The sequence below is a fragment of the Streptomyces sp. NPDC046821 genome, from assembly GCF_040645335.1.
Taxonomy (GTDB): Bacteria; Actinomycetota; Actinomycetes; order Streptomycetales; family Streptomycetaceae; genus Streptomyces.
Genome location: NZ_JBEYYB010000011.1, coordinates 216,135 through 237,643, shown reverse-complemented (window position 1 = coordinate 237,643; position 21,509 = coordinate 216,135). Strand labels below are relative to the sequence as shown.

Below are 21,509 nucleotides of genomic sequence, written 5' to 3'. Positions count from 1 at the left end.
CCCACCCCTGCGAAACCTGGTGGCCAAGCGCAGAGATGGGCAGGACGGACAACGGCGACCTGACGATCGAGGACGACGTCTGCCTCATCGCTCCGCGTTCGGGCACGGGGCGCGGTAAGGGATGCCAGGGGCGATCCTGCGCCACTGTGCCTCGGGCATGGACGGTCCGGTGTAGGAGCAGACCCGTCTGGCGAGACCCACGTGGTCGGTGCTGTGGAAGGTGACCCCGTTCCGTCGGGCAGTGGCGAGTGCGCTGCCCGAGGGAAGGAACCTGACTTGGTCGACCATGTCGTCCTCCGGGGACGGAATCGTTGCTTTGAGGGCCGGCCGAGCGGGATCGTGGATATCCCACAACTGAATCCCGTCGTCCGTGCTCCAGTCGGCCATGAAGTGGTTGCGCTTGTCGATCTCGATGCCCCGGGTCTCCGGCAGGGTGCGCACGGTAGCCCCGGTACGTGGGTGCCGGGGATCGCTGATGTCCCACAGACGCACCGTGCCGTCACCGCTGCCGGTCGCGGCCAGCAGTCGGCCGTCGTCGCTCAGTTCGGCCTTCGTGCCGATGACTCCCTCGAGGCTGGTCGATGCGCGCACGGTTCCGTCAGAGACTTCAATCAGGCGGACAGTGTTACCGCCCGCCAGGCCCGACTGCCGTGGGATGAGCACGACCATCACATCGCCCTGGAAGTCGAGACCTTCGCTGTTCGCGTGGGCGAGGTGTGTGGTGTCGCCTCGGACCGGATGCCAGGGGTCTCTGACATCCCACCACTGAATCCCCTTGGACGTGGCGACGAAGGCGGTACGGCCGTCGCCGGTGATGCCGCTCCAGTCCTCGGGCGACGGGAGGCTGAAGGACCCGGTCTTGGCCGCGTGACGCGGGTCGGTGACGCGCCACAGATGCGCACGGCCGTCGCCGGCAGGCACCGTGACCAGCTCACCCGCACCGTCCGCGAAAACGCCGGTATTGACGATGAGATCGCCTCGGCTGCGGAATGTCGCCGTACCCAAAGACGCTCCTCGCACGGGGTGCCGGGGATCGTGCAGGTCCCACAACTGGACCCTGCCGTCGTGCGAGACGCTCAGCAACACGTTGCCGTCCGGGCCGATGAGCTCTGCCTGCTGCACCATGTCGGACAACTTGATTGTGGCGACACGCTGCTGCTGTCGGGCGGCGATGTCCCAGACTCCGATGGATGAGGTGTCAGCTGTACCGGCCGGCCCGACCATAAAGTGCCCGTTGCGGCTGAAGCCCCACGCAGAGGGAAAGTACGAGACATCAATGTCCTCGACCTTCGGTTGAGTGGTTCGCCACGACCGGACCACACCGTCGGGGCCTCCGCTCAGGAGAGCGCCGCCGCGCAGGTAAGCCAAGGCCAGGGTGCCGAATCCGGTCGAGGTGCAGGTGGGTACCGCCGACTCCTTCAGCGCCGCCGAGGACAGGCTGAGCCGGCACAACTGCCCGTCGCTGGGGTCGCTCCTCACACCACTGACCGCGAGCCGGCTCCCGTCCGGGCTGAAGGCCACGGCCATAAGCGTCAGGTCTACGTGCAAGGTGGAGTCGTCAATCTTGACCTGCCGGAGACGAGACGGGCTGTCAGCTCTCCATAGGCCGAACTCGCCGTCTCCCGCTGCGGCCAGCATCGTGCCTTCTGGATTGAAGGCCACCGAGGCGTACCCCTCGGGGATCGTGGCTGTGGAGCTGGGTCTGGACGGGGGGGCGAAATTCCATAGCCGGGTCTTACCCCCCAGAACCGTGGTGGCCAGCAAATCTTGGGTCGGAGAGAAGGCCACCGCAGCCATCCCGCTGGACTCTCTGCTGGTCGGGTTCGGTAGTTCAGCCACGAGATGAGGATTTGTGGGGTCGGCAATCGACCACACCAACGTGTGGCCAAGCGATGCAGCTGCGGCCAACAGCGTCCCGTCCGCGTTCATGGCCAACGACATGATCTTGAGACTGGCGCTGTCGGCAGGGCGTGGCAGGCGCCTGATGGCCCTGGGCTTACGGGGGACGGACAGATCCCACAGGCACAGAGCACTTTGGGTAGGACAGGCGGCCGCCAGCAGACGCCCGCGCGGCGAGAGAGCGAGTGCGGCCGCCCCTGCCGTGTGGAGCGTCGCGTCCAGGACGGGCCCGGAGGCGGCGGACATGTCCCAGATACGCACGGAACCGTCCGTGCTGGAGGCCGCGGCCAACGCACCGTCCCGCTGCGTCGCGATCCGCAGGACCTGGTGACCGGTGTCGCCGACGACGCTGTCCAACGGCGCGTCGAGCGACGTGTAGAGCTGGGTGGTGGCGTCCACGGTGGGCGCCGAACGGTAGGCGGCCACTGCGAGTTGGGCGGCCAGGCCCGGATCGGTGGACCTGACCGCGCTCGCCTCCGCCGCCAGTTCAGCGGAGGCGAGCTCCGCAGCGTGTTGTGCGGCCAGTCTGTGCTCACGTACGGAGATGAAGCTCACCACGGATGCCACCAAGGCCAGGGCGCAGAGGACGGCGATGACCGTACGGCCGTTACGCCGAGCGCGTCTCGCCGCTTGCTGCTGCTTGTCCCTGAACCCCAGACTGCGGTCCAGGAAGTCCCGTGCGACCGGGCCGACGGCGCCGTCCGTTCCGTCGTTCGCCTGCTGCCCCCTCACTGCGTGGGCTGCAGCGTCCAGGCGAGGCCCGATGTACAGGTCCACCTCCTCCCGTCCGGCTTGATCCCAGGCCTGTGCGGCGTCGGAGAGCTGCTGGATGGTGAGCAGGGCGGCGCGGTCTTCCTCGATCCACGCGCGCAGGCGCGGCCAGGCGTGCAGCAGCGCCTCGTGAGTGATTTCGATTCCGTCCGTGTCCACGGTGACCAGCCGGGCTTCGGCCAGCGCATGCAGTACCCGCCGGGCCGCTTCCAGGTGGCCCAGGGTGGCCAGGTCGTCCAGGAGCAGTCTGCGGCGGGTGTCCTCCACTCCTTCGCCCAGGCGCACCAACCGAAGCAGCAGGCCGCGTACATGGGGCCGGTCCGCGGTGTTCAGCGCTTTGTACGTCTCCTCCGCGGTGCGGGCGATCGCCTCGTCGATTCCGCCGGTGGCGCGGTACCCGGACAGAGTGAGCAGGTCGCCCGACTTCTGCTGCCAGGTGGCGAGCAGGGCGTGCGAGAGCAGCGGGAGCACGGCGGTGTGTTCACCGGCGTGGTGCACACGGGCGTCGTGGAGCAGCGTGTCGGCCAGCCCCTCCTCCAACAGCAGCCCGGCGGCCTCAGCGGGCTGTTCGATCACCTTTCGCAGCTGCTCTGGACGCAGGGGGCCGACGACCACCTGACGGCCCTGCAGGGCGGTCACCAGACCCGGGTAGCGCGTGCAGGCTTCGTAGAAGTCAGCTCGGACGGCGATCACGACGGTGGTCGGGCCGCCGGCCAGAGCCACGAGCTCGGCGACGAACCGCTCCTTCTCGTCCTCCGGCACGTCCGCGGTGAAGAGTTCCTCGAACTGGTCGACCAACAGCATGGACCGTTCATGGTCGGCGAGCGCGGCCGAGCACCGCGAAAGGGCTGCTGCAGGGGCGGCAGCGCCCGGTGTCATGGTGGCTACGGTCCATCCTTCGCTGTGCGCCTCCAGCGCTGGGATCACACCGGCACGCAGCAGGGAGGTCTTTCCGCTGCCGGACGCCCCCACCACCGCGATCAGACCACCGCCGCGGACGAGGCGAGTGAGGTCCGCGACCGTCTCCTCCCGGCCGAAGAAGTACTGGGCGTCCTCAGCTCCGAAGGACCGCAGGCCCAGGTACGGACACTCTGCCGTGGCTGACCCGGCCTCCGCTGCGGAGGACTCCTTGGCAGTTGGCACCGGGCGGCGGGGGGTGTAGGCGGAGTTACGGGCGAGGACCAGCTCTCCGGCTCGGTCGCTGCTGTGTCGACGTGGCCTCGGTGCGCCTTCCGCCGGCAGTACCCGGTTGAGGTAGCGGTAGGCATGATCGAGTGTCAGCTGCTCCGGCCCGGTGGGATCACCATGGCGCAACAGCCGGATGAGGGCACCGGTGAACGCGGTGCAGTCCTCACCAGGGCGGGCCAATCCCTGTTCCTCGCGTGCGGCGGAGGCCAGCAGGAAGCCACCACGCACGAAGGTCTGCTCGAGCGCCGCGGCCAGTGCGGGCGGCCCCAGCAGCCCCTCGGCCCGGCCGGCGAAGCAGCAGTCCAGGATGACGGCGACGGCGCGAGCTCTGCTGCGCTGGACCGCCTGCCGGAGAGCCTGGTAGGCCAGCGCCTTGTACGAGACCCCGTCCACGAGGTCGTCAGTGGCGCACGTCGCCAGGTACAAACCGTTGTCGGACCCCACCAGACCATGGCCGACGAAATACACCAGCAAGGCGTCCGTCGCCTCCGCCGCTGCCCGGTCGACCGCCGCTCCGAACTCCAGCGGGCTGGCCAGATCCACCAGGGGACGTATGTTCGCGTCCGGCACTCCGCCCTGCTCCTGCAGAACAGCCGCCAGGTCCTTCACCGACCGCTCCACCGCACGAACGGAGGGCAAAGGCGATCCGGGCGGGTGGGACCTTGTACCCACGAGCAGGACGCGAGATCCCGGTCGGGCCAGCGCACCCAGGTACGCCCCGGCGGACGCGCCGTCGATGTCACTCACCGCCGTCGCCCTCGCCAAGTTCCCGACGGGCACCATCGGGCCACGCGGCCGACACCAACTGGTCGACTTGGGCCCGCAGTTGCTCGGAATCCATGTTCCGGACCTGCTCCGCTCGCACTTCGAGCTCGAAGCCGTCACGCCCCGTGACGCGCACCGTGACGCTTCCGGTGCGACGCCGCAGCCAGGCCACCACCACGCTGGCCACGGCTGTCACGACCCCGCCGGAGGTCAGGCTGACGACCAGCTGCTGGAGCTCTCCACCGAGCGCTCCCTCGGGGACAGGTCCGGGCTCACGTCGCACCAGCCCGCGCAGGTCATCCTCTTCATCCAGCCAGGCGGCCAGATCGGCGGCGTCCTTCGCTCCGCCACTGACCGACAACGTAACGATGTCCAGCATCACGTCGCTTCCCTTCCCCCGTTTTCGGTCCCCGCCGGGGACCGGAGTGTCCAAATAAGCTCTCTCGACAGGCGGCGATTTTCCCAGCCATGGACCCATTGCGTGCAGGATCAGCACAAACACCATGCGCTGCAAAGGAGTTGGCCTGAACCTGGTCCCGTTCCCCAGTCGGCCGGGCCGTGGGCGAACGGCAGCCGTGAGCGAAGAGCCCGTGTGACCGGTGCGCCAGGCCGTGGGATGCGGCACGAACGCGCAGCCTGGGCCATTGTGACCGCCTGTCATCAGCCGGAAAGCTGCGGCCGCCGGCGACATGCCTGGGATGACGGTCGCAGCCAGCGGCCGCATCCCCTGATGCACAGAACCGGGCACGGCTACCCCTTTTCGTCCCGCGCGGGCCGTTCACGACGAGGCCGGCTTGGAGTCGCCCCTGTACGTACCCTGGCCTATCCGCCACTCCCGCTCCGGACACCATCCGACGGGCCCTAGCAGCCGCAGGCGGTCGGACGGCAGCCGGGGCGCCAAGCCCGTGCAGCAGGGTGTCGACGACGCGGGTGGCTACGGCGCCCAGGGCGGCATCGGCTTCCCGGGCCTGACTCACGGCCTCGTGGATGAGTGCGTAGTAGACGCGCCCGGCGCACTGATCCAGGACCTCGGCATGGACTTGGGCGGTCTCGGGGGCGTCCGTGGGCAGGGCACCCATGACGAAGCCCCATCTGATCTTCACGCGGAGCACGTTCGCGTTGACCTGGTAGAGCGCGACGGCCGGCGGGACGGTCTACGGCCAGCGACTTCGACAGCTTCGTGGAACCGCCGTGTTACCCACAAAGGCAGCGCAGCAATCAGCGCATCCCGGGAGGCGAATCGCCGGTGGCGGTGGTGCGCGCGACGCCGGCGGCCTCGGCGATCTACTCCATCGTGGCCGCCGGGTTGACGGACAGCGCTCGCTCGGCAGCTTCCAGGATCGCGCGCACGGTCCGCTCTGTATCGGCACGCAGCGGTTTCGCAGAGGCCGGCAGCACCATGGGGCGGATTCCTTCCAGGTGAGCGACAGCCCCATAAGGGTACGTTCATGAAGCATTTCACCAAGAACTTGCAACATCAATGATGCATATTCTAGCTTCTTCGCATCACTAACGATGCGATCGGCTACGGAGGGACACCATGGACCTGCAGTTGAAAGGCAAGACAGCCCTGGTCACAGGGGCGAGTCGGGGCATCGGGCTGGCCGTTGTCCGCGCCTTGGCCGCCGAAGGTGTGCGCGTGGTCGCCGCCGCCCGCACCACCACGCCAGAAGTGGTGGCGGCCGGCGCGATTCCGGTGACGGCCGACCTGTCCGCCCCCGCTGCGGCCGAGCGCCTGGTCACCGAGGCCATCACCGAACTCGGCGGCCTCGACATCCTGGTCAACAACGTCGGAGGCGGCGACGGCGGCCTCAGCGGCGGCTTCCTCGAACTGACCGACGCGCAGTGGGCGCAGGTGGTGGACCTGAACTTCTTCGCCACCGTCCGCGTCACCCTTGCCGCACTACCCGCACTGGCGGCCGCACGGGGCGCGGTGGTCAACGTTTCCTCGATCGGAGCCCGTGTCCCGCACGGCGGCCCCATCGCCTACACCACCGCCAAAGCAGCCCTCACTGCGTTCGGCAAGGCCCTGGCCGAAGAGTTCGGCCCGCAAGGGGTACGGGTGAACACCGTCTCTCCGGGGCCGGTCCGCACCGACATGTGGGAGAGCCCCACCGGCTACGGCGCCGAACTCGCCACCGCCATGGGCATCCCCCACGACGAACTCCTGGCCAACCTGCCCACCGCGATGGGCATGGTCATCAACCGGCTCGTCGAACCCAGCGAGGTAGCCGCCCTTGTCACCTACCTCGCCTCACCCCGCGCCGCTGCCACCACCGGCACGGACCACCTCATTGACGGCGGCGCCGTCAAAACCGCCTAGACACCGCACTGTTCGCTCTGTCTCCCCGAACCTGATCGGGGAGGCAGACGGCGCCTCTGGCCAGGAGCCGATTCACCTCCTGGGTGACGCATTCGCACTCCCTCGGCGGGCCGTCAAGTAGTTGCCCGAAGTTGCCATGACAGAGAACGGCATGACAGACCGTCATCGGCAAGGCCACGGTCGTCGAGGTCCTGCCTCCTCGTACCCGAGCCCATGCCGTGGGCTACGGGGGTTTACTGGTGGGCTTGCGTATTCAACTGTCGCCAGTTCTCCGGAGCCTCCAGCTCGAGAGCGACGCTATGGGCGCTAGCCATTGCGGCTGGTCATTCCCGGACCCACCGAATCGTCCTCGAGTGATCAGCGCAGCAAGCGTCTCCAACACTCAGCCCGGCTACCTACGGTGACCGCGTCGCGCGACGCTAGCATCGGCGCTCTGCCGACCACTGGAGTTTGCCGCTATGTCGTTGCCGCGTATCGGAGTCGTCATCGTGACAATGGGAACTCGCCCGCGGGAGCTGGAGGCTCTGCTCGCTTCGGTGGAGAAGCAGAATGTGGCTGCAACGCGGGTGGTTCTGGTGGGTAACGCGACGCCCCTGGCGCGGCCGACATCGGCCAGGCTGTCCGCGCCAGGCGCGGCCCTCGCTTCTCCGTCACCGGCCCGCTCGAATTCATTGACTGGGGCAGCCGCCGAAATCCTCTCCTACGAGTCGCGCTGACTCGCCGGCGAACTTGGTGACCGGTTGCGCGCGCCGGCGATGGTCGAGGACAACATGGCCGCCCGACGCCGGTGACTTCAGGTCGGCACGGATTTCTGTCACTCCATGCCGGAAGACGCACCCGCGTACCAGGCGTGCCGCATTCGGGAGTTCGAGGAGATTTTGCGTCTGGGGAACCCGAGCTGCGCCCTGGTACAGCGCGGCCGGAGGAGCAGCCACGGCCCCACCTCGCCGTCGGACAAGGCTGTGCCGTCGAGCATGGCGCCGCATTACCGGCCGTGGGCAAGGGAGTTGGCGCTCCGTGGCGCGGACAGGCCGGTTTCGGGCCACGGAGCACCGGCCAGACTCGGTGCAGCTGTACCCAGACCCGATCGAGGAGTGGTGATGGGTCACCACCCCTGACAGGGCTCCGCATCAACCGAACGGATGACCTCGTCCCCACCGATCGGCGATCCGATCACCACCGACATGCCGAAGGTAAAGCTCAACTCCCCACCGAAACTGAGGGCAGCGCGGGAAGATCGGCTTCCCGCCGCATGTCAGCACATTGAGGAGTCCTCCGTTGAAGCACGGGAAGAAGCCCCATCGCAAGCGGGTACTGATCGGCGCGGGCGTTGCGGCCGCCGTGGCCGCGGGGACCGCCGGGGTGCTCTCCGCCAACGCGTCCGAGACCGCGCCTGCCGCCGTTACGCAGGCCTCCGGCAAGTACCTGAGCCGGACGAACCACCTCACCATCAGTGCGGCGACGAAGGCCGCGCAGGCCGCCCTCGACGCCGCGAAGAAGGAGAACCAGCGCGTCTCCGTCGCCGTCGTCGACCGCAACGGCAACACCATCGTCACCCTCCGCGGCGACGGCGCCGGCCCGCAGGCGTACGAGTCGGCCGTGAAGAAGGCGTACACCGCCGTCTCCTGGAACGCCCCGACCTCCGAGCTGGCCAAGCGTCTGCAGCAGACCCCGAACCTGAAGGACATCCCGGGCACCCTGTTCCTCGGTGGCGGCGCTCCGGTCGACGCCAAGAACGCTCCGATCGCCGGCGTCGGCGTCGCCGGTGCTCCCTCCGGCGACCTGGACGAGAAGTTCGCCCAGGCCGGCGTAGCCGCGCTCGGGCGGTAAGCACCAACACAAAGGCGGCACCCGCGACTTCGCTTCGGGTGCCGCCTCGGTGGTTCTGCAACACGTGCCGAGGTAAGCCGCCCGTTCCGGTTCTCCGGCTCAGACCGGCCCGGTAAGCCGGTCAGCCGGTCAGGTGCTGCCAGACCGACGGATCGGTACGCGGCCCGCCAGGAGTGTCCGCCCCGTACTTGGCGATCTCCGCATCCAGGTCGAGAGGACGCGTCGGAGAGGTCATGGCCGTCAGCTCCGCGACGACCGCGCTGTCCGGGACCAGCCAGCAAACCTCGAAATCCAGACCGTCCGGGTCGCGGGCGTACAGCGCCTTCGTGGAAGCGTGGTTGCTCGCCCCGGTCAGTGCGCCGGCCTCGGCCAGGCGCGCCTGCACCCGGCGCAGCTCGGCAAGAGTGTCGACCTCCCAGGCCAGGTGGTACAGGCCCACGGAACCCATGCGGTGACCGCCGGAGGACTTGTCCTGGGACTGGAACAGGCCCAGATCGTGGTCATTAGCGGAAGCCTCCGCCTGCAAGAAGGCAGCCCCGGGAAACGCCTGCGGCAACGGCCGAAAACCCAGGACATCACAGTAGAAAGCCGTACTGCGCGCAAGATCGGACACGAACAGCACAGCATGGTTCAACCGGTGGATCGGCATGATCGCCCACGGCTCCATTCACGAATCGGTATGCGGACAGAAAGAAGTATCCGATGCCGTCCACACAACCCGGCATCGGCATCGGACTGTTGATCCGCACCGCCTCTCGGAGAGGTGCCTGCCCGCGGCCAAAAACGTGCCTGCGCACATGCTGATCATGAAGTTAGGGTGCCTGGCATGAACGGCACACCCCTGAACGGCGCCACCATTCACTACAACGATGCCGGTCCCACGGCCGGGCTGCCCGTGCTCCTCATACACGGCCACCCGTTCAACCACACCTTGTGGGATCCCCAGGTCACGGCCCTGGCCGAAGCCGGATAACGGGTCATCACTCCTGATCTGCGCGGGTACGGCCGCAGCAGCGTCACGCCCGGAAAGGTCTTCCTCAGCGACTTCGCCGACGATCTCGCCGCGCTCCTGGACCACCTGGGCATCGAACGGGCAGTGGTCGGCGGGGTCTCCATGGGCGGCCAGATCAGCATGGAGTTCCACCGCCGACACCCACAGCGCGTAAGCGCCCTTGTCCTGTCCGACACCTCCGCGCCCGCCGAAACCGAAGACGGCAAAGCGTTCCGCAATCGACTGGCCGACCGGCTCCTCGCCGAAGGCATGGACGGATACGCGGGCGAGGTGATCGACAAGATGCTCGCCGCATACAACGTCACTGCGATGCCCGACGTCGCCGAACGCGTCCTCCACATGATGCGTGCCACCAACCCCCACGGCGCCGCGGCCGCTCTGCGCGGGCGAGCCGAACGGCCCGACTACCGGGACACGTTGCCGGCCGTGAAGGAACCCGTACTGATCGTCGTCGGCGCCGACGACGTCTACACACCAATCACTGACGCCGAAGCCATCCACAGCCTCGTTCCGCACGCCACCCTGGCCGTTGTCCAGAACGCCGGACACCTCCCCGGGGCCGAACAACCCGAACGTTTTAACGCCGCCCTGCTGGACTTCCTCAACACCCACGTGACCGAAACACCCATGTGACCGAAACACCCACGTGCCGGAACCACTCACATGACCTGGTGCAGAAACCGATTGATCGTCATCCGGGCGTCTGACTAACGTTGCCCGCCATGACGACGACTCCAGACTTCGCCGACTGGCGCACGGCCAACCGTGCCAACTGGGACGAACGCGTTCCGGTCCACGTCGCCGGCTCCTTCTACGACCTTCCCTCCTTCGTGGCGGGCAAGGACACGCTCCGGGACTTCGAGCTCACGGAGGTCGGCGACGTGAGCGGCAAGTCACTGCTCCACCTCCAGTGCCACATAGGTCTGGACACGCTGTCCTGGTCCCGGCGCGGAGCCACCGTCACCGGCCTCGACTTCTCCGCGCCCGCCGTGGACGCGGCCGGCGGCCTCGCCACGCAGATCGGCGCCACCACCGCCCGCTTCGTCACCGCCGATGTGTACGACGCCTTCGACGCGCTCGACGAGCAGACCTTCGACATCGTCTACACCGGCTTCGGCGCACTGTGCTGGCTTCCGGACCTCGCCCGCTGGGCGCAGACGGTGGCCTCGCTCATCGCCCCAGGAGGGTTCCTCTACCTGGCCGAGTACCACCCCTTCGCCGATGTCCTGGACGAGGACGGCCGCACGGTCGAAGGTGACTACTTCCGGCGTGACCCCATCGTCGTGGATGCGCCTGGGACCTACGCCGATCCCACCGCGCAGACCGCCGCGACCCTCACCGTCGAATGGCAGCACGGCATCGGCGAGGTCGTCAGCGCCCTCACCGCCGCGGGCCTCCGCCTGGAGTTCCTGCACGAGCACGATCACGGCCACTTCCGCCTTCCGGCAGGGCTGCGCGTCCCACTGGTCTACTCGCTCCGTGCGTCGAAGGCGGAGTAGGACGGTCGGCCGGAGCCAGCAAGTCACACAGCTCACAGGTCGGACACGTCCGCGTCACTGAGGCTGAGATCGTCAGCCGCAAGGTTCTCCTCCAGGTGAGCGAGAGAACCCGTACCTGGAATCGCCAGCGTCGTCGGCGACATCGCGAGCAGTGAGGCGATCGCCACCTGCGCGGTCGTCGCGCCGAGGCGTGCCGCGACCTTGCCGAGCCGTTCGGCGTTGAGCGGGCTGCCGCCACCGCCGAGTGGGAAATACGGCACGTACGCGATGTCCGCTTCCTCGCACTCCGCCAACAACCCCGCGTCACCGGTGTGCCGGTTCTGCACCGCCGCGACGGGCGCGATCGCGCGGGCCTCGGCGAGCTGGGTGGCGTCGACATTACTCACGCCCAAGTACCGGATCAGGCCCTCCGCGCGAAGCTCGGCCAGTACCGCGAAGCGTTCGGCGATCGACTCGCCTCCCGGCCCGGTCACCCCGCCCACCCGCAGATAGACCAGGTCCAGCCGTTCCAGCCCGAGGGAGCGCAGATCCGCCTCGACCAGGCGACGGAGCTGATCGGGCGTTGCCTGCCCGGTCGGCACGCCGTTCGGCCCGGGCAGCGGCCCTACCTTCGTCGCGATCACCAGGTCGTCACGGTAAGGGGCCAACGCCGTATGGATCAGCTCGTTGGCCCACACCCCTCCCCTGCCGTAGAAGCCGGCCGTGTCGATGTGGTTCACGCCCAGCTCCACAGCGCGCCGGAGCACCTCGATGCCTCGCTCCGGGGCTCGCACAGGGCCGTCGAAGGTGCCTGTCGCCAGGCGCATCGCGCCGAAGCCGAGCCGGTTGATGGTCAGATCTCCGCCGAGGGAGAACGTCTTGATCCTCGTCATGAGGCTCATGGTGTCCGCCTCCAGGAATACCGGCGAGCTCGTGGCAGCTTGCTGCCAGACTGGCGCGATGCGGAGCGAACAGGTGTTTTCAGTCCACGGAGACGCTGAGTTGATCGCTCGTGCCGGTCACCTCTTCGAGTCCGCGCGGACCGAGTTCCTGTGCGCCGCCCGGGATCTCAGGACCTGGTCTCAGCCCCAGGCCCGGGCCGCGATCAGGCAACGAATACGCGCCACCGATTCCTCTGGCCTCACCCCTCGCAAGCTCCTCAGCCCGCTCGCGCTCGCCGACGAGGAGGCCCGCGCGCACCTACGGCTCGTGCAGAGCAAGGGCGCTCTGATACGGATCAGCGGCTCGCCGCTGCCGCACGAGACGATCATCATCGACCGGCGGGTGATGATCCTCGCCGGCGAGGAGTCCCCCACGGGCCGCGAGTACACCGTGACGACGTCTCAGGTCTTGGTCGACGGCGTCCAGTCGCTGTTCCAGGCCGTCTGGGACGCCTCCCTGGACTTCGATACCTATCTACGCCGCGATGTTCCCCACCTCGACGCTGACGACCGCGTGATCCTCGAAGCCCTCGGTTCGGGACTCACCGACGCGTCGGCGGCCCGGCGGCTCGGCCTCTCACTGCGTACCTACCGGCGGCGCGTGGCCGATCTGATGGCCAAGCTCGAAGCCCACTCCCGCTTCCAGGCCGGGCTGCGGGCCGGCGAACGTATCCGCTACGAGGGCTAGCTCGGGCCGGTTGCCGCCTCGATGGACGCGCAGTGCCTGCAGCACCTCTTCCATGACCAGCCGTGAACCGGTGCCGCCCGACGCATACCTCGGCCTGCACCCGATGGAAGATCCAGGTCAGAGCACCTTCTCCACCGCACCAGCCCCGGTGACCGCCATCCGCCCGTCCCACGCCCCCTACCCCGAAAACTGCAGACGGTATACCGTCACGCCTTGCCGCCCCCACCGTCGCAACTGGCACAGCCCTGCGGCCAATCCCGGAGATTCCAAGATCAGGTTCTGAGCGAGGGAGATCACGGTGAGGCGAGGATCCAAGATGTGGCTGGCGGGCGTTGCCGCGCTGGCCCTGAGCGCCGCGGTGCCCGCGGCGGCGGCCGGGCAGTCCGATCAGCCCGGGCAGGTGAGCAGTCGCTCCCCGTTCGCCGCCGGATGCAACGGTGCCGAGCAGTCGGGCACGGTGTTCCGTAATTCCGAGATCGAACCGTACGTCTCGGTCAATCCCAAAGATCCCGACAATCTCATCGCGGTGTACATGCAGGACCGCTGGTCCAACGGCGGGGCCAACGGTCTGCTGACGTCGGTGTCGCGCGACGGCGGTGCGACCTGGAAGCAGTTGCCGCTCTCCGACCAGCCGGCGTTCTCCCACTGCACGCTCGGAAACGCCTCCAGCGGTGGGGACTTCGAGCGCGCGGCCGACCCCTGGATCAGCTTCGGCCCGGACGGCAAGGCCTACCAGGCCGGGATCGGGTTCAACCGGTCGAACACCGACCGGGGCACGATGGTGTCCACTTCGACCAACGGCGGCCGGACCTGGGCGAAGCCGTCGATGCTGAAGCAGGAAAGCGACCCGAACGTCTCCAACGAGCGCGCGGCCATCACCGCCGACCCCACGACCGCCGGCACGGCTTACGTCGAATGGGACAGGATCGTGCGTTCACCGCGTCAGGAGTACGGCGGACCAACCGTGTTCACCCGCACCACCGACGGCGGACGGACCTGGGAGCCGGTACGCGAGATCTACCCCTCGCGCCCCGGATACCAGACCTCCGGCAACCAGATCACCGTCATGCCGAACGGCGATCTGGTCAACGTCTTCGACGAGTTCGAGGTCGACACCCAGAACGTATGGCCACGCCGGGACCGGGTCATGGTGATCCGCTCAGAGGACCAGGGAAAGACCTGGTCCAAGCCCACCCCGATCACCCGGACCCTGACCGCGGGCGTCACCGACCCGCGTGACGGCGCACGTGTACGGACCGGTGACATCTTCACCGACATCTGCGCCGACAAACGCCCTGGCAGCAACACCCTGTACGCGGCCTGGGAGGACGCCCGGTTCACCTCGGGGCCGGGCCGGCACAACCAGATCGCGTTCGCCCGCTCGACCGACGGGGGCCGAACCTGGAGCGACCCCGAGCGCGTCTCGTCGGACATCGACACCCAGGCCTTCGTCCCGTCGCTCGACGTCGCCGCCGACGGCTCCCTCGCCGTCACGTACTACGACTTCAGCGCGGACAGCACCGATACGCAGTCACTCGACACCCAGATGTGGTCCACCCGCTCCCACGACGGCGGCAAGACCTGGGAACCCCGTAAGCAACTCACCACCCAGCCCTTCGACATGCGCCTCGCCCCGAACGCGGGCGGCTACTTCATGGGCGAGTACCAGGGCCTCGAAAGCGCCGGCAACACCTTCAAGGTCGTGGCCACACGCGCCGACACCCCCGACAACCCGACCGACCTCTTCTCCCGAACGGTCCGCTGACCACACCATGCGCTGACCACGGCGTGGACTGACCGGGCCATGGAGTGACCGCACCAGGACAGCCGCCCGAGAGACGCTAGGGCGGCTGTCCGCGTGCCGTGTCCCCTGCGACCACGCCCCCTCAGACCACGTCCAGGACGATCCGCCCCAGCCCTCCGACCTCGGCGACCAGATGGTCGCCCGCCTTGATGTCCGTCGGAGGACACAACGTTCCGCTCATCACGACGTCCCCCGCTTCCAGGCGTGAGCCGCTGCGCAGCAAGTGGCCCGCGAGCCACGCGACCGCCTCGGCGGGGTCGCCCATGACGGCGGTTCCGCTGCCTGCGATGGTCCGCTCCCCCACCGACAGAGTGGCGGCAGTGCTGCCCATGTCCCTGGGAAGCGCCTCCGTTCTGGCGCCCACAGAGATCCACGCCGCGTTCGTGTTGTCCGCGACCAGCATCGGCAGGGATCGCGCGCCGCCACGCCATCTGCTGCCGACGATCTCGAAGGCCGGCGCGATGGCCACGGTCGCTCGCCGGACGTCTTCCGCGGTGACGTGCGGGCCGGGGAGCGCCTCGCCGAGGATGAAGGCGATCTCCACCTCCACCTTGGGTTGGAAGAGTCCGGCCACCGGGACCGGTCGCCCTTCTTCGAGCTGTCGGCCGGCGAGGAGGTGGCCGACCGCCGGTTCTTTCGCGTCGAAGGCGTCCCGCGCGGGCTGTGAGGTGAGGCCGATCTTGTAGCCGATCAGTCGCTCGCCGGCCCCTAGGGCGAGACTCCGGGTGGCGCCCTCGACCGCGTAGGCTTCGTCGAGATCGCTGAGCCCGTCGGCAGCTTCGGGGTCGACCACCTCGCCGCTGATCCCCGCCTGCCGCAATCGCTGGGCCAGTTCCAGGATGACGTCTTTCTTCACCGGTCTCTCCTCATGGCATGATGTCCGATACTTTAGACAGTGTCTGATGATGGGGCTGGGAGGAACTTCATGACGCGCCTGACCGCTCCGGCTCTCCGCCGGGGCCTGGACATCCTCGAACTGCTCATCGACGAGGACGACGGACTGCGGGTCCCCGAGATCACGCAGCGCCTGGACCTGCCGCGAGCCACCACACACGAACTCGTCAACACGCTGGTCGATCGCGGCTATCTGGACCTGTCCACTGAGACCGGGCGCGTCACCCTGGGAGTCAAGGCCCTGCGGCTCGGAGCGGGATACGAGCGCAGCCTCGACCTCGCAAGGGTCGGCCGCGAGTGCGCCGCCGAGGTGGCGGCGGCCTGCGGCGAGACCGTCCAGGTCGTCGTGCGCGACGCCGCGTCCGCGGTGTTCATCGTGCGCATCGACAGCACGCACCCGATCCGCCTCGTGTCACAGGTGGGCAGCCGACTCCCGGCATCCTGCACCGCCGGCGGGAAAGTGCTCCTGAGCGCTCTGCCGACCGCCGAACTCGACGCGGTCGTGCCGAACAACTCCACGTTGCAGCACATGACTCCGAACAGCATCACGACCCGCAAGCGGCTCCTGGCCGATCTGGACGACGTACGCGAGCGGGGCTGGGCCGAGGAGTTCTGCGAGTCCAACGAGCATGTGGCCTGCGTCGCCGCCCCGGTGTACGACCGCCTCGGTGTGTGCGTGGCGGCGATGAGCATCTCGGTGCCCATCCTTCGGTGGAACGACGAGCAGAAGGAGCGTTGCGTGGAGCTGGTGCTCTGCGGCGCTCGGGAGATGTCGCAGCTCCTCGGGGCGCCGGCCACGCCCTGACCCGAGGGTCGTTACGGTCGGCCGCCCGGGGTGATCACCGCGCGGCCGGTCGCACCCTGCGCCAGGGCTTCGTAGGCCTCGTTGACCTGCGCCAGCTCGTAGCGCTCGCCGAGCAGTCGGTCGAGCGGGAGGCGCCCGGCCTTGAACAGGTCGAGCAGGTTCGGGATGTCCACCGGTGTGTTGGCCGAGCCGTAGAGGCTGCCGATGAGCCGCTTCTCCTGCTGCACCAGTGGGTTGATGGGTACGGGGACCACGGCGCCCGCCTTGCCGAGGCCCACGGCGACCGTCGTTCCGCCCGTGCCCACGACCTCGATCGCCTGCGCCAGGGTGTGCGGCGCGCCCACGGCGTCCACCGACCACCTCATCGGCTTGGGCGAGATCCTGGCGAGTTCGTCCGCGAGGTCGTGCGTGCGCGCGTTGACCGTGTGGGTGGCGCCGAGTTCGAGTGCCTTGTCCAGCTTGGCGTCCACGGTGTCGACGGCGACGATCGGGTGGGCCCCGATGAGCCGGAGTCCCATCACCGCGCTCAGCCCGACGCCTCCGGCACCGATGACCACGACGCCGTCCCCGGCGGCGTCCGGCATGACGTTCAGCGCCGTACCGGCTCCCGTGACCACCGCGCAGCCCGTGATCGCCGCAATCTCGGGCGGGACGGTCGGGTCGATCGCCACCAGGGAGCGCTCCGAGACGACGCATCGCTCGGCGAAGCAGGACACGCCCATGAGGTGGTGGACCTTCTCGCCGTTCAGATTCAGGCGTGACGTGCCGTCGAGCAGGCCGCCGGAGGTCGCGTGCACGCGTCCCACCGCGCACAGCGCGGGGCGCCCTGTCGTGCAGAACTCGCAGTCCCCGCAGCGTGGGCGCCACATGGTGACGACGGTGTCGCCGGGGCGGATCCGCGTCACCCCCTCCCCCACGCGCTCGACGATGCCGGCCCCTTCGTGCCCGAGCACAGCGGGCAGACGCACGTTCAGGTCGCCGTTCATGTAGTGCAGGTCGCTGTGGCACACCCCGGCCGCGAGCACGCGGACGGCGACCTCGCCCGGCCCCGGGTCGTCGATGTCGACGTCCTCGACGGTCAGTGCCGTGCCCGGCCGGTGCAGTACCGCTGCCCTCATTGAGCCACCCCTTGAGTGTGTGAAATCTCAGACGACGTCTGACCTGTTGAGTATGCGAACCGTTTCCACGAGCCGTCAAGGGCGTTGACGGCCCCGTCCGGGCGTGCCACGGTGTCTCACTCAAGAGACAACGTCTCAAATATGGAACAACGGAGGTACTTTGATGACCGACGCGACGCCCCCGGAGGCGCTTGCGCTCAAGCTCGATGCCGCCACCGCCGCATTCGAACAGTGGAGCTGGCTACAGCCCGCCGACCGCGCCCCCGCACTCGACGCCATCGCCGCCGCACTCGAAGAGGCCGCACCGAAGTTGGTGGCGATCGCCGACGAGGAGACCTCCCTCGGGGAGGCCCGGCTGAACGGCGAACTGGCTCGCACCGTGTTCCAACTCCGGCTGTTCGCCGACGTGGTGAGGCGGGGTGAGTACCTCGGGGCGAAGATCGACCGCGCGGACCCGGCGTGGCCGACCGGTCCCCGGCCCGACCTGCGACGCGTGCTTGAGCCGCTCGGTCCCGTGGTCGTCTTCTCCGCGAGCAACTTCCCGTTCGCGTTCAGCGTGGCCGGCGGTGACACCGCCTCGGCGCTCGCGTCCGGCTGCCCGGTCGTGGTGAAGGCACACTCCGGTCACCCCCGGCTCTCGGCCGCCACCGCTGAGGTCGTCGACCTGGCTTTGCGGTCCGTCGGCGCTCCCGAGGGACTCTTCGACATCGTCTACGGGACGGAGGCCGGCCGAGCCGCCATCGTGGATCACCGCGTGAAGGCAGGGGCGTTCACCGGGTCGATCGAGGCGGGGCGGACGCTGTTCGATCTCGCGGGCAGCCGCCCGGAGCCGATCCCGTTCTTCGGTGAACTCGGCAGCGTCAATCCCGTCTTCGTGACGGAGGCCGCCGCCGAGCGCCGAGGGTCCGCCATCGTCTCGGAGTTCGTGGGGTCGTTCACGCTCGGGTCCGGCCAGTTCTGCACGAAGCCCGGAATCCTGCTGGTCCCCGCGGCGGCCGAGCTCCTCGATCAGTTTCCCGGCACAGTCCCGGACGCGCCGTTGGCTCTGCTCAACGACCGTATCCGTACCTCTTACGCGAGTGCGGTGCGGGAGTTGGGCGAGACCGCCGGTGTGCGGGTGGTGGTGCAAGGCGGCGACGCGCTCCCCGGGCCGACGCCGACGCTGCTGTGCACGACGTCGGCCGAGCTGCTCGCTTCGCCCGAGACGCTGGTCCGCGAGGTGTTCGGCCCGGCCTCGCTGGTCGTCGAGTACACGCACGAGAGCGAACTCCTCGAGGTGGCAAGGGCCATCGACGGGCAGCTGACCGCGACCGTGCAGGGTGAGGACGACGACACGATCGCCCCGGAGCTGATCCGGCTCCTGGCCGCCAAGGCCGGGCGCGTGCTGTGGAACCAGTGGCCCACCGGTGTCTCCGTCACGCCCGCGCAGCAGCACGGCGGCCCCTACCCGGCCACCACCGCACCGGCCACCACCTCGGTCGGGACCGAGGCCATCGGCCGTTTCCTGCGACCGGTCGCGTACCAGAACGTGCCGCAGCACCTGTTGCCGCCGGCCCTGCGTGACACGAACCCGCTCGGGGTGCCTCAGCACGCCTCCTGAGTCCCGGCCGGTCGTGCGGAAGGTGCCCGCCCTCCTGTGAGGTGCGGGCACCTTCCGCGTGCGGTGCTGATCAGGGAACGCGTACGTGCTGCCGTTCGATGGCGGCGGTCGAGCCCAGGCCGAGCAGTTGCAGGCTCCGCCCGTACTCCTCGCGGAGGATCGAGACGGCTCGGTCGACACCGCGTTCGCCGCCGGCCATCAGGCCGTAAAGGTAAGCCCGGCCGATCATGACGGCGTCGGCGCCGAGTGCCACCGCGGCGATGATGTCCTGTCCGTGCATGACACCGCTGTCGAGGATCACGGTGGCGTCCGGGCCGAGTTCCTCACGGATGGCGGGCAGCACGCTCAGCGTGGCGGGTGTGCGGTCGAGTTGGCGCCCTCCGTGGTTGGACACGACGACGCCGTCCGCTCCGGTTTCGACGGCACGGCGGGCGTTGTTCGGGCTGAGGACGCCCTTGACGAGGATGTGGTGCGGCCAGTTGGCGCGCAGCCAGGCAAGGTGCTCGTAGTTCAGTGTCGGTTCGAAGACGACGTCGGCCACGCGTACGGCGTCGATCGCGCCGCCGTCCATGGTGCCGCTCAGCGACGCGAACGTGATCGGGCTCGTGGTCAGCTTGTTGAGGGTCCACGAGGGGCAGCGGGCCATGCCGAGCAGCGTCCGCGGGGTGAGGGACGGCGGGATCGTGAGTCCGTTGCGAATGTCCTTGAGGTGCCGGGCGGCCACAGGTGTGTCGACGGTGAGGACGACGGTGGTGAATCCGGCTGCCAGAGCGCGGTCGAGGAGTTCTTTGTTGAGGCGCTCGTCGCGGGTCAGGTAGAGCTGGAACCAGTTCTCACCTTCCGGGGCCGCCGCGGCGACGTCCTCGACGGTCGAAGTGCCCACGGTGGAAAGGGTGTAGGGCAGTCCGTTGCGGGCGGCCACGCGTGCGACCGCGGCCTCGCCCTCGTGATGCATCATCCGCGTGTATCCGGTGGGCGCGAAGATCAGCGGCATCGCTATCTCGTGGCCGAACACGCTGGTGGAGAGGTCGGGGTCGTCGACCGGCGAGAGGTAATCCGGTACGAAATCGACGGCGGCGAACGCGTCCCTGTTGCGCCGCAGGGTCAACTCCGCGTCGGCCGCGCCGTCGACATAGTCGAACACCGCACGGGGCGTCGTGCGGGCGGCCACGGTGCGCAGGTCGCCGATGCTCAGCGCGGCGCCGAGCCGCCGCTCGACCGGGTTCAGAGTGGGTCGACGCAGCTGCAACAGCTCCCGAAGCTCGCTCCATCGTGGGCGCTGCCGCGTGACGCGAAGCCGTTCGTGGGCTTGGGGCGCGGCCGGTGCCGTGGTGGGGACTTGGGGCTGGGTGACGGTCACAGTCATGCCTCTCGTCGTACGGGTTCACGTGCCGTCCCGGGTGTCGCGGCGTGAAATCCAGGAACTCCAGCGACTCCAGGGACTCTTTGGGACTCTCAGGGCGTCGAGATATTGGACGACGTCCGAATGATCGGAGTATCGATCGGGGTTTTCGACGCGTCAACCCTTGACGCGCACAGGCAGCGCAGGCACGATCCCGTCAGCGAGTAAGACAGCGTCTGATATTTCAAACAAGGAGTCGAGATGCATTTCGGTCTGGCGGGCAAGACCGCCCTCGTGTGCGCGTCCACGTCCGGCCTGGGACGGGCAACCGCCCGAGCGCTGGCGGAGGAAGGCGTCACGGTCGTGGTGACGGGCCGGTCCGGTGACCGCGCCAAGGAAGTGGCCGACAGCCTGCCCGGTGCCGTCGGCGTGGGCTGCGACCTGGTCGCGGACGGCGGCGCGCAGCAACTCCTCACGGCAGCACGCGAGGCCGTCGGCGATCTCGACATCCTCGTACTGAACGGGCCCGGCCCCGCTCCGGGAACGGCCCTCACGACCGACGCGGCCGGCATCGGCCAGGCCGTCGCCACGCTGGTCACCCCGCAGAACGCCCTGGTCCAGGCTGTCCTCCCGGCCATGCTCGACAAGGGGTGGGGGCGCATCCTCAGCATCAGTTCGACGAGCGTGGAGGCACCGATGCCGAACCTCTCGCTGTCCAATCTGGGCCGGGCGGCTCTCGCCGGGTACCTCAAGACCCTCGCCACCGAGGTCGCCGCCCGGGGTGTGACGGTCAACTCCCTGCTGCCCGGCCGCATCGCCACTCCCCGCGCCCGCCAGATCGACGAGGCCGCCGCCGAGAACACCGGCCGCTCGCTGCACGACGTCGAGGCCGCGTCCAAGGCCACGATCCCGGCCGGGCGTTACGGCGAGCCCGACGAGTTCGGCGCCGTCGCCGCGTTCCTGTGCAGCACCCAGGCCGCGTACATCACGGGCACCGCCCTGCGCTGCGACGGCGGCCTCGTGCCGACCCTCTGACCGTCACCCGGTCCGC

At 68.7% G+C, this 21,509-nt stretch carries 15 protein-coding genes and 2 pseudogenes; 10 read left to right on the top strand and 7 right to left on the bottom strand.

Annotated features, from left to right (window positions below; all coding sequences use genetic code 11):
- Window positions 1-84: 84 nt before the first annotated feature.
- The gene (locus ABZ893_RS23760) at window positions 85-4,467 is read right to left on the bottom strand and encodes an AAA family ATPase (RefSeq protein WP_361407078.1); all 4,383 of its coding nucleotides are present in this window, start codon (window positions 4,465-4,467) and stop codon (window positions 85-87) included.
- Between the two features lie 130 nt (window positions 4,468-4,597).
- Window positions 4,598-5,002, bottom strand: a complete 405-nt coding sequence (locus ABZ893_RS23755; protein WP_361407273.1) for a hypothetical protein — start codon at window positions 5,000-5,002, stop codon at window positions 4,598-4,600.
- 1,161 nt (window positions 5,003-6,163) lie between these two features.
- Here ABZ893_RS23755 and ABZ893_RS23750 point away from each other — a divergent pair.
- The 3 genes and pseudogenes from ABZ893_RS23750 (at window position 6,164) to ABZ893_RS23740 (ending at window position 8,776) form a co-directional block, all read left to right on the top strand.
- Window positions 6,164-6,946, top strand: a complete 783-nt coding sequence (locus ABZ893_RS23750) for an SDR family oxidoreductase (RefSeq protein WP_361407077.1) — start codon at window positions 6,164-6,166, stop codon at window positions 6,944-6,946.
- 458 nt (window positions 6,947-7,404) lie between these two features.
- A pseudogene (locus ABZ893_RS23745) lies at window positions 7,405-7,542 on the top strand (glycosyltransferase family 2 protein); the annotation flags it as partial.
- Between the two features lie 682 nt (window positions 7,543-8,224).
- Window positions 8,225-8,776 (top strand): heme-binding protein, encoded by a 552-nt coding sequence (locus ABZ893_RS23740; RefSeq protein WP_361407075.1) that lies wholly within the window; start codon window positions 8,225-8,227, stop codon window positions 8,774-8,776.
- A gap of 121 nt (window positions 8,777-8,897) precedes the next feature.
- Here ABZ893_RS23740 and ABZ893_RS23735 read toward each other — a convergent pair whose 3' ends face one another.
- Window positions 8,898-9,443: a VOC family protein gene (locus ABZ893_RS23735; protein WP_361407073.1), complete on the bottom strand. Its 546-nt coding sequence runs from the start codon at window positions 9,441-9,443 to the stop codon at window positions 8,898-8,900.
- A gap of 159 nt (window positions 9,444-9,602) precedes the next feature.
- Here ABZ893_RS23735 and ABZ893_RS23730 point away from each other — a divergent pair.
- Both ABZ893_RS23730 and ABZ893_RS23725 read left to right on the top strand, forming a co-directional pair.
- Window positions 9,603-10,421: pseudogene (locus ABZ893_RS23730) on the top strand (alpha/beta fold hydrolase).
- An 89-nt stretch (window positions 10,422-10,510) separates the two neighbouring features.
- Entirely contained in the window at window positions 10,511-11,287 is a 777-nt protein-coding gene (locus tag ABZ893_RS23725; protein ID WP_361407071.1) for a class I SAM-dependent methyltransferase, read from the top strand.
- Between the two features lie 32 nt (window positions 11,288-11,319).
- Here ABZ893_RS23725 and ABZ893_RS23720 read toward each other — a convergent pair whose 3' ends face one another.
- Window positions 11,320-12,168, bottom strand: coding sequence for an oxidoreductase (locus tag ABZ893_RS23720; RefSeq protein ID WP_361407069.1), 849 nt, complete (start codon window positions 12,166-12,168; stop codon window positions 11,320-11,322).
- Between the two features lie 58 nt (window positions 12,169-12,226).
- On the opposite strand from ABZ893_RS23720, the gene ABZ893_RS23715 reads away from it, so the two are divergent.
- Window positions 12,227-12,895 (top strand): DNA-binding response regulator, encoded by a 669-nt coding sequence (locus tag ABZ893_RS23715; protein WP_361407067.1) that lies wholly within the window; start codon window positions 12,227-12,229, stop codon window positions 12,893-12,895.
- A gap of 298 nt (window positions 12,896-13,193) precedes the next feature.
- On the top strand, window positions 13,194-14,660 hold the full coding sequence (locus ABZ893_RS23710) for a sialidase family protein (RefSeq protein WP_361407065.1): 1,467 nt from the start codon (window positions 13,194-13,196) through the stop codon (window positions 14,658-14,660).
- A 121-nt stretch (window positions 14,661-14,781) separates the two neighbouring features.
- On the opposite strand, the gene ABZ893_RS23705 is transcribed toward ABZ893_RS23710, so the two are convergent.
- The gene (locus ABZ893_RS23705) at window positions 14,782-15,555 is read right to left on the bottom strand and encodes a fumarylacetoacetate hydrolase family protein (protein WP_361407063.1); all 774 of its coding nucleotides are present in this window, start codon (window positions 15,553-15,555) and stop codon (window positions 14,782-14,784) included.
- A gap of 69 nt (window positions 15,556-15,624) precedes the next feature.
- Here ABZ893_RS23705 and ABZ893_RS23700 point away from each other — a divergent pair, with 69 nt between their 5' ends.
- On the top strand, window positions 15,625-16,398 hold the full coding sequence (locus ABZ893_RS23700; protein ID WP_361407061.1) for an IclR family transcriptional regulator: 774 nt from the start codon (window positions 15,625-15,627) through the stop codon (window positions 16,396-16,398).
- Between the two features lie 11 nt (window positions 16,399-16,409).
- Here the strand turns inward: ABZ893_RS23700 and ABZ893_RS23695 are convergent, their stop codons facing one another.
- On the bottom strand, window positions 16,410-17,516 hold the full coding sequence (locus ABZ893_RS23695) for an alcohol dehydrogenase catalytic domain-containing protein (RefSeq protein WP_361407059.1): 1,107 nt from the start codon (window positions 17,514-17,516) through the stop codon (window positions 16,410-16,412).
- 163 nt (window positions 17,517-17,679) lie between these two features.
- On the opposite strand from ABZ893_RS23695, the gene ABZ893_RS23690 reads away from it, so the two are divergent.
- Window positions 17,680-19,116, top strand: coding sequence for an aldehyde dehydrogenase (NADP(+)) (locus ABZ893_RS23690; RefSeq protein WP_361407057.1), 1,437 nt, complete (start codon window positions 17,680-17,682; stop codon window positions 19,114-19,116).
- A gap of 70 nt (window positions 19,117-19,186) precedes the next feature.
- Here ABZ893_RS23690 and ABZ893_RS23685 read toward each other — a convergent pair whose 3' ends face one another.
- Window positions 19,187-20,482: an alpha-hydroxy acid oxidase gene (locus ABZ893_RS23685; RefSeq protein WP_361407055.1), complete on the bottom strand. Its 1,296-nt coding sequence runs from the start codon at window positions 20,480-20,482 to the stop codon at window positions 19,187-19,189.
- A 237-nt stretch (window positions 20,483-20,719) separates the two neighbouring features.
- Between ABZ893_RS23685 and ABZ893_RS23680 the strand changes: the two genes are divergently transcribed.
- Window positions 20,720-21,493: an SDR family oxidoreductase gene (locus ABZ893_RS23680; protein ID WP_361407053.1), complete on the top strand. Its 774-nt coding sequence runs from the start codon at window positions 20,720-20,722 to the stop codon at window positions 21,491-21,493.
- Window positions 21,494-21,509 lie beyond the last annotated feature (16 nt).